We start from the raw sequence: 13,297 nt of genomic DNA on the forward strand, positions 1-13,297 counted from the left end.
CCGGCCGACTACGCGTCCGTGCCGGCTACTGATGTTCGCGGGGCGCGTACGTACGCAACTGGGTCCGGTCCGCCGCGCCGGTCTTGGCCAGAAGCCGGCTGACGTGGGTTTCCACCGTGCGTACGGACAGGTGCAGCCGTGCCGCGATCTGCGCGTTGCCCAGCCCTTCGGCCACCAGGGCGAGCACCTCGGCCTCCCGGCCGGTGACCCCGGCCGCGCGTAGTCGAGGCGGCACGCTCGCGCCCCTGTTGCGGCGGGACGGCGCACCGGCCTTCCGCAGGAGGTCTCGGCACTGCCGGGCCAGCGCCTCGTCGCCGTTGAGCTCGTGGCAGGCCAGGTCGGCACGCAGTCCAGGGATGGGATCGCCCCAGCCCTCGGTCACCGCGGCAGCCCACACCGGCAGCCGCAGCAGTCGATGCCACCACGGATGCGCCTCGAGCGCCGCGTCCCCGCGGGCCAGCGCCTGCGCCGCCTCCTTCGCCCTGCCATCGCGGCCCGCGGCGACGGCATCGGCGTAGAGCAGCGCACCCCGGTTGACCCGCCGGCGGCACACCCGGGTGTGCTGGAACACCGCGCGGGCCTCCTGCGGCTCGTGGCCGGTCACTTCGCGCAGCAGCAACCACAGCCCCCACCAGTGGGTTGGGGCGGCCGAGGCGTGACCGGCCAGGATCGCGGCGCCGTCATCGGCCTGCGTGGCCGCGCTCGGCAGGTCCCCGGTCACCACCGAGCAGATAGCGCGTACCAGGTCAAGACCGGCCCGCACCTCCCACGGCGCGTTCGGCCGGGCTCCGGCCCGTCGCAGCCATCGCTCCATGCCGTCGCGGTCTCCGGCACCTGCGCGGGCGGCCGCGACGAAGAGCTCGGCGACCGCCTGGACGCTCGTCAGGCGCAGCCGTGCCGACAGCTCGGCACAGCCGCGGGCCACCGGCTCACCCACGCGGGGACCATGCGCCACCAGCGCCAGGTCGGCCACCAGCAAGTCGATCGACGCCAGCTGCCCCAGCAGCCCGGCGGACTCGGCGATCTCGCGGGCCTCGACCAGCGCGGGCGGGTCGGGCTGCCCACGCTGGACGGCGGCCAGGTGGAACAGGGCCGCCACGCGCAGCGGGGTCAGGCCACGCATCGCGGCCACCTGCACCGCCCGCCCGAACGCCGCGCGCGCCGCAGCGGCATCACGTTGGGCCAGGCAGCGCCCCTGCACCAGCAGCGCACCCGCCAGAGACTCGCCATCGCCGGAGCGTTCGGCCTCGCGGACCGCGTCGGCGGCGAGGGCGCCGGCGCGTTGCGGATCCCCCTCGCCGTAGGCGGCGTCGGCCCGCACGATGGCAAAACGCGGATCGTGCGGCCGGTCGGCCCGCTCGGCGTACTCGATCGCCGCCGCCCGGCGTCCGCCCACCACAGAGCTACGGGCCAGCTGCAGACACAACTCGACGTACTCGTCCCCGGTCGCGGTGTCGATGACCTGTTCCCCAGTACGCAATGCCGCTTCCACCTCGCCGGCGAGTGTCAGCAGCCGGACCTGCTCGATGGCCCACGCGACGCGGATCGCACCGGCGGCCTCCACCCGGGCCAGCAGCGCCCGCGCGCTGCGTAACGCCCCTCGTGCGAGATCGTGGCGGGCCAGCCGGAGCAGGATCCGGCCGGCCCGATCATGCTCTCCCACCGCGGCCAGCAGTTCGGCGGCCCGTACGTCAGCCTCACCAACGCCACCACCATCGAGCAGTTCCGCGGCACGCCGTGCCATCGCGGCCCGCTCCGGCGGCAGCAATCCCGCCAGCACCGCCTCCCGGGTGAGCGAGTGCCGCCAGGTCAGCTCATCGGCCTCGGTGCGCAGCAGATGCACCCGGGTGGCGGCGCGCACACCCGCCAGCAGCACCGACTCGTCCGCCTGTGCCACCGAGGCCACCACGTCCCAGCCCAGGTCGACCCCCACCACCGCCGCCACATGCAGCAACCGGCGGTGTTCCTCAGCCATGGCCGCCATCCGCTCACCGACGAGCGCCCGCAACGTCGGAGGCACTGCGACGTCGTTCAACGCCTCCTGTGGGGCGGTTGGATCCACGCCCGTCTCACGCAGTCCCGCCGTCAGCTCCTCCACCAGCAGCGGCAGCCCGTCGCAGCGCTCCACCACAAACGAGGCGGTCGCGGGCGCGAGCGGCATCCCGGCCCGATCGCGGGCCAACTCGGTTACCTGGGCCGCGTTCAGCCGGGCGGGCCTCAGCATCCGCACAGCCGGCCGTCGGCCGATCCGCTCGATCTGATCGGCGGTGGGCGGCTCCTCACGCGCCGTCCCACAGATCATGATTTGCTGGTCGACTACCTGATCGACCAGGTATTCCAGGACCGCCAGCGTGTCCGGGTCGGCCCAATGCAGGTCGTCCAGCACGAGCAGGCATCCGCGTCCGGCGCCGACCACGCGCAGCAGCCGCAGCACGCCCTCCCCCACCATCACGGCGGGATCCACCATCGTGTCGGCCCTGTCGGCATAGCCGTTCGACCCGAAATCGGGAATGATCCGCCCCAGCGCCGCCCGATACGGCCGCAGCTCGGCGTCCCCCGCGAGCACGGCATCCCGCAACCGCCCGACCAACGCGGTGGCCAGCGCCCGGTATGTGCCGCCCCCCGGCACCGCCCGGCCCGCCAGCACCTCCATGCCCGCCGCCGATGCCCGTGCCGACGCCTCCGCCAGCAACCGCGACTTGCCGATGCCCGCCTCGCCGACGATCATCACGGCCGCACCATGCCCAGCGGCCGAAGCCTCAATGAGCTCCTGGATCGCCGCCAGTTCCTCGCCCCGGCCCACGATTGTGGCTTCTGCGGCCGAGGACGGCCGGTGTCCGGAGGTGTCAGGGTCGGGGGTATCGGTGTCCACGCGGAAAACGGTAGAAGCGCGGGGCCGTCTCGGGTAGAGCGATCGATCCGGCCACGGCGGGCATACCACTGCTGGTCCTCGGGATCGTCCGTGACCGTTACGGGGCCGGCCTGGTTCGGCCCCGTGCCTTCGGATCGGCTAAGGGCCGGGTCGCGACAGGACTGACGACGCCGGGAGGTCCGGCTCCTCGGCCGCTCCCTGGGACGGTTCGGCGGGCCCGCCCGCGTCGAGGGCGCGCCTGCGTTCGACGAGACCGGAGAGCAGGTTCTCCCACCGGGCGCCGATGACGTCGAGGTCGTAGCGGGCGGCGGTCGCCAGCGCGTTGGCGCCCATCTCGCGGCGCAGGTCCTCGTCCTCGATGAGGGTGCAGATGGCGTCGGCCAGCGCGTGGATCTTCTGCGGCTTCACCAGCAGCCCGTCACGGCCGTGGCTGATCATCTCCTTCGGCCCGGTGGGGCAGTCGTAGCTGACGACCGGCAGACCCTTGCTCATCGCCTCCAGGATGACCATCGGCATGCCCTCGTGGCGGGAGCTCAGCACGAACATCGAGGCGTCCGCGAGGACCGCGCCGACGTCGTCGGCCGGGCCTTCGAGGAACACCTGCTCCGTCAGCCCGCGCCTGTCGATGGACGCCTGGAGCTTCTCCAGCCGGGGACCGCCGCCGTGGATCCGCAGCGTCCAGTCCGGGTGCCGCCCGGCGACGTGCGCCCACGCGCGGATGAGCAGGTCGTAGCCCTTGCCCCAGGTCAGGCGGCCCACGCTGACGACGGTCTTGGCGGTGAGGGGCGAGACGCCGCCGTTCAGGCGGGGTGTCGCGTTGGGCACCTGGGCCAGCACGGCCGGGCGCTCCCTGCGGGCCTTGTCGAAGGACCGCTCGTAGGTGCGCAGATCGGCCTGCGTGAGGGTGACGACCGCGTCGTGCCTGCCGTACCGGCGGACGATCTGCTTGCGCACCAGGGGCTGGTGCGAGGACAGGTTCCCGTGCTCCTGGGCGACGGTGATGATCTCCGGGGGTGCGAAGCGCGCGGCGATCAGGTTCAGGCCCGGCCGCGTGCCGATCACGATGCCGCGCCGGCGGGACCGGATGTAGCGGACCAGCTTGAGGTCGGTGCGCAGAGTGAACCAGTGGTAGGCCGCCTCGTCCTTCGGCACGAGCCTGCTGGGGAAGCGGGACAGCAGGCCCTTACGGCGCGGCAGGCGGTCGTCGAGGTAGCGAACGCGCACCCCGGGCGGGACGGGGAAGGAGGGCTCCGCACGTTCCCGTACGACGCTGACGATCTCGACGTCGTGCGTGCGGGCGAGGTGTCCGGCCAGGTTGAAGACGGTGCGGACGGTGCCGCCCACACCGTTGGCGTGCAGCAGCAGGATGCGGATCTCCTTGCCGTCGGGTGGCGGCGCCGACCTCGCGCGGCGCCGGTCGCGGGCCTCCAGGGCCCTGACCACCATCCTGGCCCCGATTCTGCGTAGAGAAACCACAATCACGCCCCGTCCGTGTCGGTGAAGATCCCCTTTCCCTTTGACGTCACCGGCAGTTCACATGTTGCTGTGATGTGGGTCACGTCCCGCTTTACTGGCCATAAAGCCGATATATCGTCGTCCGCTTCCTGGGCGCGTCCTCCAGGAGGGTGGGCACCTCGTGCACGCCCACCGGCTCGAACACGCCCTCCGGCAGGTAGGAGCAGGCCCGGTCGGGCACCCCGGTGAGGACCTCGCCCGCGGCCCTGGCCAGGAACGGGGCGACCCGCAGGGCCAGGGGCCTTTCGTAGAAGACGTCTCCGGCGAGCACGACCTCCTGGGGCGGCGCGCCGTCGAGCAGGTCGCCGCCGAGGACCCGTACGGCGACGCCGTTGGCGGCGGCGTTGAGCCGCACGGCCGCCAGCGCGTACGGGTCGACGTCGTTGGCCACGACCAGGGCGGCTCCGGCCAGCGCGGCGGCCACGGCGACCAGCCCGGACCCGGTGGCGAGGTCGAGCACCGTCCGGCCGCGCACGGTCTCGGGGTGATCGAGCACGTGGCGGGCGAGCGCCTGCCCACCGGCCCAGGGGTACGCCCAGAAGGGCAGCCCTCCGGCCCGTTCCCAGATCTCGTACAGCTCGCCGTGCGTCTCGTCGTGTTCCTCGCCGGCATGGGCCAGACACAGACGGATCTCCGGCACGTACGGCACGGCCGCGGGCCTGGTGTGCGTGCGGACGAACGCCTCGGCGTGCAGGTCGTGCCCCATGTCGGGCGATCGTAGCGTCACCCGGACGAAACGCCGTCGGGCCGCGGGCGCGCCCGAACCCCTAAAGGCAACTCATCGTAAATCGCGGTCCTGGAAACGGCTAACGATCTTCATCGTTGGGGACAACGTCGGCACATACCTTGCGTTCTGGGAGTGTTGCGCGATGGCCTGGTCGCAGGACGAAGAGCGGATGCTGGCGATGATCGAGCGGCACCTCACGGACGAGGACCCGAAGCTGGCAGCCAGGCTCGAGTCGTTCAACCACCGTGCCGGTCATCGCGCCGGCCACCGGGCCGGCCAGCGCGCGGGGCGGGGCGCCGCACGGCGCCGGCCGGGCCGCTCCACCTTGATCATCGCGGTGAGCTGGCTGCTCATCGCCACGCTGATCGCGACCCTGCTGGTCATGGCCCTGCGGCACGACGCCGCCGCGTTCCCCGTGTAGCGAGCACCGTGTAGTCGTTTCCGTGTAGTCACAGGGCCTTGAGGAAGTGCGCGGCGACCGGGGCGGCCACGTCGCCACCCATGCCGCCGGCCTCCACGACGACGGCGAAGGCCAGGTCGCCGCGGTACCCCATGAACCAGGCGTGCGAGTCGAGCTTGGGCCCGGTGCCGAACTCGGCGGTCCCCGTCTTGCCCGCCGTGCCCGAGGGCAGCCCCGCCTTGCGGGCGGTGCCCTTGGTGACCACCGCCCGCATCATCGAGCGCAGGCTCTTCACCACCCCCCCGGGCAGCTCCCGGGGAGCCTCGGCCTGCTTGCGGGAGGGCACCAGCGTGGGCGGTCGCCAGGAGCCGTCCGCGACCGCCGCGGCCACGGTCGCCATCACCAGCGGGCTCGCGGTGATCCTGCCCTGGCCGAACGACTCGGCGGCCAGTTCGGCGTCGCTGGTGGCCTTCGGCATGCTGCCGGGCGTCGCCGGGACGCCGATGCGCAGCGGGTGGTTGAACCCCAGCTCCGTCGCCAGGTCGTACAGCTTCTGGGCGCCCAGCTTCTCGGCGGCGAGCGGGGCGAAGGTGGTGTTGCACGAGTGGGCGTAGGAGTCCAGGAACGACAGCGATCCGAAGGCCTCGTGGTCGGAGTTCCGGATCTTCATGCCGCCGACGACCGCCTCCTCCGGACAGGTCACCCGGCTCGACGGGGTCAGGCCCTCGGCCAGCAGCCCGGCAGCCGTGATCGTCTTGAAGGTGGAGCCGGGGGCGTACTTGCCGTCCAGCGCGCGGTTGAACCCGCCCCTGTTGTTGACGACCGCGAGGATCTCGCCGGTGGAGGGCCGTACGGCGACCAGCGACGCGGGCTTGGGCAGGTCGCGCACCGCGTCGGCGGCGGCCCGCTGCACCTTGAGATCGAGGCTGGTCGCCAGGTCACGGCCGGGGGAGCCCTTGACCGAGTGCAGGGTCTTGCGGCCCGCGCCCACCGCCTGGATCTCGGTGGTGGGGGTCCCGGCGAGCTGCTTCTGGAAGGTCTCCTGGAGGCCGGCGCGCCCCACGGGGTCGTTCTTCTTGTACGCGCTGCCCAGCTTGCCGAGGTCGTCGTCGCCGGCCTTGTCCAGGTAGCCGACGAGCTGCTGCACCGAGCCGCCCACGTCGCCGCCGTCGATGCGGTCGCCGTTGGCGTCGGTGATCGGGGCCCGCTGCGGCCACGACGTCTTCAGCGCCAGGTGGGTGGTCCCGTCGAGGGCGGGGTGGACCGCGGCCGGCGACCAGTCCACCTTCCAGTAGTGGTCCTTGACGACGAGCCTCAACGAGCCCTGGTAGGTCCAGTCGCCGACGTCCTTGAGGCTCGCGGTGGCGGTGAACGACGCGGTGGCCCGGTCGTCCTTCGCCTGGCCCGCCCGCACATCCCGTACGGAGACCTTCTCGGCTCCCAGGTTCTTGGTCAGCTCGGCGTACGCGGCGTCGAAGCCGGGTGCGGGGGAGGCGAGCTCGGCCTTCATGGCGGTGAGGTCGCCCCGGGACCAGGCCGAGGTGAAGCGGGCCGCGGTCTCCTGTGGGGTGCCGCGCGTGTGCAGCACGTAGTAAGCCCCTCCCGCGGCGCCCCCCGCCAGCACGACGGCCGCGGCGGCCGAGATCGCGACAGTCCGTCCTCGCGGCACAGGTACCCCCAGTCACGCCCGTGTCCCGGTCGGGACCAGAGCCTAGCGGGGCCGAATCGGGATTCACACTCCCGATTCGCCGGCGCCCTTGACGCTCGCGCCGTACCGGGGCACGTACTCCTGGCCCGACAGGCGCTGGATCGCGGCCATGACCTCGTCGGTCACCCGCCGCCGGTCCCGGGCGCTGCCGGGGTCGCCGGTGAAGGTCATCGGCTCGCCGAACCGCACGCCGATGCGGCGCAGGCGCGGCACCGACGCGCCGGGCGGCAGGACCTTCTCGGTGCCCAGCATGGCCACGGGCACGACCGGCGCGCCGGTGGTGAGCGAGAGCCAGGCCACGCCGATCTTGCCGCGGTAGAGGCGGCCGTCGGGGGAGCGGGTGCCCTCGGGGTAGATGCCGAACAGTTCGCCCGCCTTCAGCACCTCCACGGCGGCGTCGAGCATGTCCTGGGCGGCGGTGACGTTCTCACGGTCGATCTCCACGGCTCCCATCGCCCGCATCCATTCGGCCGCGAGGCGGTTGCCCGTGAAGTACTCCTTCTTGGCCACGAAGCGCACCATGCGGGGCACCAGCGCCGGCATGAAGAACGAGTCGAGCACGGACAGGTGGTTGGAGGCGAGGATCGCGGGCCCGTGTGCGGGGACGTGCTCGCGTCCCTCCATCCGCGGCCGCCACAGCAGGTGCATGACGGGAACGCTGACGGCCTTCAGGGCGGAATAGAGCACGGCCTCTCCTTCTCAGCACCACCGGACTCGGCTCGACGGACATACCCTAGGCCGCCCCGGGTGCCCTTCAGGTGTACGCCCCCTGCAACACACCCTCCCGTGTTTTGTACGGCATCGCCAACACTTCTCTGTACCTACTAGTATGTACAGCATGAGCACACCGGACCGCCTGATCGAGAGCACGCGCGAGCTGTTGTGGGAGCGCGGCTACGTCGGGACCAGCCCGCGGGCCATCCAGCAGCGCGCGGGGGCGGGCCAGGGCAGCATGTATCACCACTTCTCCGGCAAGCCGGACCTCGCGCTCGCCGCGATCGGCCGTACCGCGGGGGAGATGCGGGCCGGGGTGGAGGAGATCCTGTCCGGGCCGGGCACGGCCGCCGAGCGGGTCTCCGCCTACCTGCGGCGGGAGCGGGAGGTGCTGCGGGGCTGCCCGATCGGCAGGCTGACCCAGGACCCCGAGGTGATGGCCGACCCGATGCTGCGGGGGCCGGTCGAGGAGACCTTCGCCTGGCTGCGGGACCGGCTCGCGGCGGTGCTGGCCGAAGGACGGGAGCGCGGCGAGACCGGCGCCGGACTCGACCCCGCCGCCACCGCGTCCGCCGTCGTGGCCGTGCTGCAGGGCGGATACGTCCTGGCCCGCGCGGCGGCCTCGCCCGAGCCGTTCCACCAGGCCGTCGACGGGCTGCTCGCCCTGCTGTCCCGGTCCTGACCCTCCAGTTCCCGATCTTCCTGAGGAGCCCCGGCGTGTACGCCATGCAGTACGACATCACCCTGCCCGCCGACTACGACATGACGACCATCCGGGAGCGGGTCGCGACGCGAGGGCACGCCCTCGACGACCGGGCCGGGCTCGGCCTCAAGGCCTACCTGATCCGCGAGCGGGGCGCGGCGGGGTCGCCGGTCAACCAGTACGCCCCGTTCTACCTGTGGCACGACGCCGGGCGGATGGGGGAGTTCCTGGTCGGCGGTGGCGGCTTCCAGGGGATAGTCGCCGACTTCGGGCGCCCGGCGGTGCGGCAGTGGACCGGCCTCGCCGTCGAACCCGGCCCGGCGCGGGGAACGGCTCCGCGGGCGGCCTCCCGCCTGCTCACCCCGCTGCCCGAGGCCGCCGATCTGACGGCGTGCGTCGCGGAGGCTCTGGCCGGCCTGCGTGCGCTGGGCGGCTCTGCGGGCCTGCACACCGCCGCCCTGGCCCTCGATCCCGGTAGCTGGCGGCTGATGACGTTCGCGCTGTGGGAGCGGGAGGCGGCGGGCGCCCACGGCGACGCCGAGCGCTACGAGGTGCTGCACGTGTCCACGCCCGGCCTGGTGCTCCTGCCGGAGGGCCGGGCCTGGTGAGAGGCGTACGGACAAGGCGTGCGGACAACACGACGCCCCGCGAGACAGGGTCTCGCGGGGCGTCCGCGTCGAGGGCCGATGTGGCGGTCGCCTCCTCGGCGGAATGCACAACACGGCTCCAGCCGAACGGTATTCCGTGAAGGCGGTGTTTGCGGCCCGGGGGACACAAACCACATCGGCCACAACCGACTCTAGCCGACGCCGGCCCCTGCTTTCTCCCGCCCCCTATCCTCGGGAGGTGACAAGTTCGATCAAACACCCCATCAGAACCGACAGGCTGGTGCTGCGGCGCTGGCGTGAGGAGGACAAGGAGCCCTTCGCGGCGCTGAACGCCGACCCGGTCGTCATGGAGCACTTCCCGGCCACGCTCACCCGCGAGGAGAGCGACATGTTCATCGAGCGCATCGAAGCGGCGTTCGACGAACGCGGGTTCGGTCTGTGGGCGGTCGAGGCGGACGGCGTGTTCATCGGCTTCACCGGGCTGCAGGTGCCGAGGTTCGCCGCGCACTTCACCCCGTGCGTGGAGATCGGCTGGCGGCTCGCCAGATCCGCCTGGGGACACGGGTACGCCACCGAGGCCGCGCGGGCGTCACTGGAGCACGGGTTCGGCACGCTCGGCCTGACCGAGGTCGTCTCGTTCACGGCGGTGCCGAACCTCCGCTCGCAGGCCGTGATGCGGCGTCTCGGGATGACCCGCGAGCCTGGTGAAGACTTCGATCACCCGGTGCTCCCCGAGGGACATCCGCTGCGCCGGCACGTGCTCTACCGCGCACGAAGACCAGCGTGCTGAGCAGGGCGAATACCGCGACACCGACGCGCCGGCGAACGCCGCTTGTCGCAACCGCCGCCCGCGCGGGGCTCAGAACCTGTAGCGGAGAACGCGTGCCCCTTGCCGCGACAAGGCCGTGCTGCGGGCGGTGAGACGGGTCAGCGCGCGTAGGGGTTGCGGGAACCGGGCTGTTTCCGGTGCGCGGGTGAGGATCTGCTCCTCGATCAGTTCGAGGCCGGCGTCCCAGGACTCTGGCTCGTGTGGGTCGTCGAAGCCCTGGGCGGCTTTGATGCCGAGTGCCTTGATGGTCGGGTGGTACTTCATGGCCCAGGCCGCGAAGCGGGTGTAGCCGTTGAGCGCGAGCTCGCCCGAAGGGAAATGGCCGGTCAGCGCGCGGGTCATCGTCTGGAAGGAGTCGCCGGGCATGAAGGGGAGCAAGCCTTCGGCGACGATCACCGCAGGCCGGTCGCCGGGGATGGCTGTAAGCCAGTCGGAGCTGGTGAGGTCGGCTCCGACCAGGTGGGAACGTCCGGGCAGACATTCGGCCCGCAGGTGCACCACTTCCGGGAAGTCGATGTCGTACCAGTCGACGCCGGGTGGGGGATCACAGCGGAACATCCGGGTGTCCAGGCCGCAGCCCAGGTCGAGCACCACGCATCTGGGATGAGCGGCGATGTAGGCGCGGACGACGCCGTCGAGCTTCTTGGCGCGCAGTGCCGTGGTGAGGACGAGGCTGGGCTTGACCTTCAGCTTGCCGAAGTCGTAATCGATGGTGCCGGCCAGGTCGGCGGAGAGCGTATCGCCGAGGATCGGGCTGGGCTGCCCGGCGTCCAGGGCTCTGGCGTGGAGAGTGAGCAGCAGCGTTTCCTGGATCAGCCCGAGTTTGGGTTGCCAGTGGTGCATGGGGATTCCTTAACGGCGTAGCGGATGGCGGGCCGCGAGGTTCTGCAGCCACGTCAGGGAGTCGTGGGCGGCCTTGATGCGCTCGGTGCGGTGTCCCTCGCCGCCCACGAGGTCGAGCCCTTCGTCGGCGATCTCGCCGAACGCGCTCAGGCTTTCGAGCTTGCGCTGGATGACCTTCTGCCAGGCGTCGTCTTCGATGCGGTAGTAGGAGGTGCGATCCCCGGGCTTCCTCACCTTCTTGACCAGGCCGATGGCCGTGAGGAAGCGCATGTTCGAGGTGAGCGAGGCCCGGCTGGCCTGGATGACCTCCGCGATCTGGCCGGCGGACTGCTCGGCCGGGTCGCAGATCATGAGCCAGCCGAGGATGCGTCCGGTGATGGGCGGCAGCCCCCACTCCTCGACGCAGAAGGCCGCCACCCGTTCCACCCAGCGGAGCAGCCGGTCCTGCTGTTTCTCAGTGCTCATCGTCGCATGCTCCGTTGTCGATCGTGTGCCGGTCCACGTCGGCTAGTTATTTCAATAGTGACTGAAATAACTAGCAACGTCAATCTGGGGGAAGGCGTACGCGGACTGATTTGCCGGTTCGGCAATAAGATTTGCGCCACTGCCGTGTCCGTCCGCACGATGAGGGGCATGACGCACGGATTCGACAAGGACTATTGGGAGCGGCACTGGCAGCGAGGGCGGGACGGAGGCCCGGGTTCCATGGGCGGCAACCCGCCGAATCCGTACCTTGCCCGTGAGATCGGCGGCCTGGGACCGGGCACGGCGCTGGACGCGGGATGCGGCGGCGGCGCCGAGGCGATCTGGCTCGCCTCCCACGGCTGGGAGGTCACCGCGGCCGACATCTCGTCCGAGGCCCTCGCCCGCGCCGCCGAGCGCGCGGCGGCGAACGGGGTGGCGAGCGGTGTGCGCGAACGCGTGCGGTGGGTCGAGGCGGACCTGGGCGTCTGGAGCCCGGACACGCGGTTCGACCTGGTCATGACCCACTACGCCCATCCGGCGATGCCGCAGCTCGAGTTCTACGACCGCATCGCCGGATGGGTGGCTCCCGGCGGCACGCTGCTCATCGTGGGGCACCTGCACACCACCGGCTCCGGCGGTCACGGGCATCACAGTCACGGGCATCACGGGCACGGGCATCATCCGCCGGCCGAGGCGTCGGTCACCTCGGCGGCCGTCGCCGCGCGCCTGGACGGCACGGAGTGGGAGATCGTCACCGCCGAGGAGCACGTGCGTACGCTCTCGGGCGACGGCGGCCGGGAAGTCCCCCTGTACGACGTCGTCGTGCGCGCCACCCGCCGTGGGTGACCGCGCTCAGCTCGGGGCGCCGGGGACGCGGAGCCGGTCGACGGCCTCGCGGCGGCGGCGCTCGGGCCGCCGGTCGTACCGGGCGGTGGTGGCGGGGGAGGCGTGGCCGACCAGGGCCTGGGCGGTGGCGAGGTCGACTCCGGCGTCGAGGAGTTCGCCGATGAACGTGCGCCGGAAGTCGTGCGGGGTGCGGGGAGAGGCCCCGGCGGCGGCCAGGCGCCGCGAGACGATGTCGGCGATGGCCTGGCCGGTCATGTGGGCCATGCGCAGCCGCCCGGCCTTGTTGATCGGGCAGAACAGCGGTCCGGCCGCCCGGCCGCGTACGGCGAGCCACAGGTTCAGGCGTTCGACGGCCTGCGGGGTCAGGTAGACGAGCCGCTCCTTGTCGCCCTTGCCGCGCACTCGCATGGAACGGGCGTGCGGGTCGAAATCGGCCAGCCTGAGCCCGGCGATCTCGGCGCGGCGGCAGCCACTGGAATACAGCGCCGCCAGCATGGCGCCGTCCCGGCGACCGGCGGGGGAGTGGTCCTCGTCGCACACCTCCAGCGCGGCCGCGAGCGCCTCGGCCTCGACGTGCCGTCCCGCCGGAACGCGCGTGTGCTTGTAGGCGGGCAGGTCGGCGGCGCGCTGGTAGTCCTCGCCGCTCATCAGGCCGAGCCGCCAGGCCTCCTTGAGCACGCGCCGCAGCGCCACCAGGTGCTTGTTGACGTGCGAGGGGGACCACCCCTGCTCGCGCATCAGCGTGCGGAGGCGGACCGTGTGCTCGTAGCGCAGCAGCTCCCAGGGCTGCCCGGCCCCGGTGGCCTCGGGGTCTCCGGTGACGAGGCGGGCGATGCGGTCGAGGCAGCCCTTCATCGTGCGCCGGGACTCCGGGCTCTGCAGCGCGCCGAGATACACCTCGTACGGATCGGGTGTGGAGGGTGCGGGGACACTCCGCTCGGGAACCGCGGGGATGCTCATCGAGCCCGATCCTACTATGAATCTACAATGTAAAGGCGCTCGAGTTTTGGCACATCCAGCGAGCACCAGCATCAGAAACCCCACCGACAGGAGAATCGCTTCGGAAA

At 71.8% G+C, this 13,297-nt stretch carries 13 protein-coding genes; 5 read left to right on the forward strand and 8 right to left on the reverse strand.

The window, feature by feature from the left end:
- Window positions 1–25: 25 nt before the first annotated feature.
- From HHX37_RS37870 to HHX37_RS23615, 3 genes are all read right to left on the reverse strand, one after another.
- Window positions 26–2,872, reverse strand: coding sequence for an ATP-binding protein (locus tag HHX37_RS37870; RefSeq protein WP_182886806.1), 2,847 nt, complete (start codon window positions 2,870–2,872; stop codon window positions 26–28).
- 138 nt (window positions 2,873–3,010) lie between these two features.
- Window positions 3,011–4,318: a glycosyltransferase family 4 protein gene (locus HHX37_RS23610; protein WP_182886807.1), complete on the reverse strand. Its 1,308-nt coding sequence runs from the start codon at window positions 4,316–4,318 to the stop codon at window positions 3,011–3,013.
- A gap of 121 nt (window positions 4,319–4,439) precedes the next feature.
- Complete coding sequence (locus HHX37_RS23615; protein WP_182873450.1) at window positions 4,440–5,093, reverse strand: class I SAM-dependent methyltransferase; 654 nt, start codon at window positions 5,091–5,093, stop codon at window positions 4,440–4,442.
- A gap of 163 nt (window positions 5,094–5,256) precedes the next feature.
- Here HHX37_RS23615 and HHX37_RS23620 point away from each other — a divergent pair, with 163 nt between their 5' ends.
- Window positions 5,257–5,535: a DUF3040 domain-containing protein gene (locus HHX37_RS23620; RefSeq protein WP_111698552.1), complete on the forward strand. Its 279-nt coding sequence runs from the start codon at window positions 5,257–5,259 to the stop codon at window positions 5,533–5,535.
- Window positions 5,536–5,563: 28 nt separating this feature from the next.
- Here the strand turns inward: HHX37_RS23620 and HHX37_RS23625 are convergent, their stop codons facing one another.
- Together HHX37_RS23625 and HHX37_RS23630 are read right to left on the reverse strand one after the other, a co-directional pair.
- Window positions 5,564–7,183: a penicillin-binding transpeptidase domain-containing protein gene (locus tag HHX37_RS23625; protein WP_182886808.1), complete on the reverse strand. Its 1,620-nt coding sequence runs from the start codon at window positions 7,181–7,183 to the stop codon at window positions 5,564–5,566.
- A 63-nt stretch (window positions 7,184–7,246) separates the two neighbouring features.
- Window positions 7,247–7,870 carry a lysophospholipid acyltransferase family protein gene (locus HHX37_RS23630; protein ID WP_182881278.1) on the reverse strand — a complete coding sequence of 208 codons (624 nt, stop codon included), beginning with the start codon at window positions 7,868–7,870 and terminating at the stop codon, window positions 7,247–7,249.
- Between the two features lie 190 nt (window positions 7,871–8,060).
- On the opposite strand from HHX37_RS23630, the gene HHX37_RS23635 reads away from it, so the two are divergent.
- The 3 genes from HHX37_RS23635 to HHX37_RS23645 all read left to right on the forward strand — a co-directional run bounded on the left by HHX37_RS23635 (window position 8,061) and on the right by HHX37_RS23645 (window position 10,037).
- Window positions 8,061–8,618: a TetR/AcrR family transcriptional regulator gene (locus HHX37_RS23635; protein ID WP_111698707.1), complete on the forward strand. Its 558-nt coding sequence runs from the start codon at window positions 8,061–8,063 to the stop codon at window positions 8,616–8,618.
- 44 nt (window positions 8,619–8,662) lie between these two features.
- A complete protein-coding gene (locus HHX37_RS23640) occupies window positions 8,663–9,247 on the forward strand; it encodes a DUF4865 family protein (RefSeq protein ID WP_220503121.1) in 585 nt (194 codons plus the stop codon).
- 238 nt (window positions 9,248–9,485) lie between these two features.
- Window positions 9,486–10,037, forward strand: a complete 552-nt coding sequence (locus HHX37_RS23645) for a GNAT family N-acetyltransferase (RefSeq protein ID WP_310740493.1) — start codon at window positions 9,486–9,488, stop codon at window positions 10,035–10,037.
- Between the two features lie 69 nt (window positions 10,038–10,106).
- Here HHX37_RS23645 and HHX37_RS23650 read toward each other — a convergent pair whose 3' ends face one another.
- Both HHX37_RS23650 and HHX37_RS23655 read right to left on the reverse strand, forming a co-directional pair.
- The gene (locus HHX37_RS23650; protein ID WP_182886811.1) at window positions 10,107–10,919 is read right to left on the reverse strand and encodes a class I SAM-dependent methyltransferase; all 813 of its coding nucleotides are present in this window, start codon (window positions 10,917–10,919) and stop codon (window positions 10,107–10,109) included.
- A 9-nt stretch (window positions 10,920–10,928) separates the two neighbouring features.
- Window positions 10,929–11,384 (reverse strand): GbsR/MarR family transcriptional regulator, encoded by a 456-nt coding sequence (locus tag HHX37_RS23655; RefSeq protein ID WP_182881046.1) that lies wholly within the window; start codon window positions 11,382–11,384, stop codon window positions 10,929–10,931.
- Between the two features lie 168 nt (window positions 11,385–11,552).
- Between HHX37_RS23655 and HHX37_RS23660 the strand changes: the two genes are divergently transcribed.
- Window positions 11,553–12,230, forward strand: a complete 678-nt coding sequence (locus tag HHX37_RS23660) for a class I SAM-dependent methyltransferase (RefSeq protein ID WP_182886812.1) — start codon at window positions 11,553–11,555, stop codon at window positions 12,228–12,230.
- A gap of 6 nt (window positions 12,231–12,236) precedes the next feature.
- Here HHX37_RS23660 and HHX37_RS23665 read toward each other — a convergent pair whose 3' ends face one another.
- Window positions 12,237–13,190: a tyrosine-type recombinase/integrase gene (locus HHX37_RS23665; protein WP_138460759.1), complete on the reverse strand. Its 954-nt coding sequence runs from the start codon at window positions 13,188–13,190 to the stop codon at window positions 12,237–12,239.
- Between the last annotated feature and the right edge of the window lie 107 nt (window positions 13,191–13,297).

It is taken from the genome of Microbispora sp. H10885, assembly GCF_014161415.1.
GTDB classification, from domain to species: domain Bacteria; phylum Actinomycetota; class Actinomycetes; order Streptosporangiales; family Streptosporangiaceae; genus Microbispora; species Microbispora triticiradicis.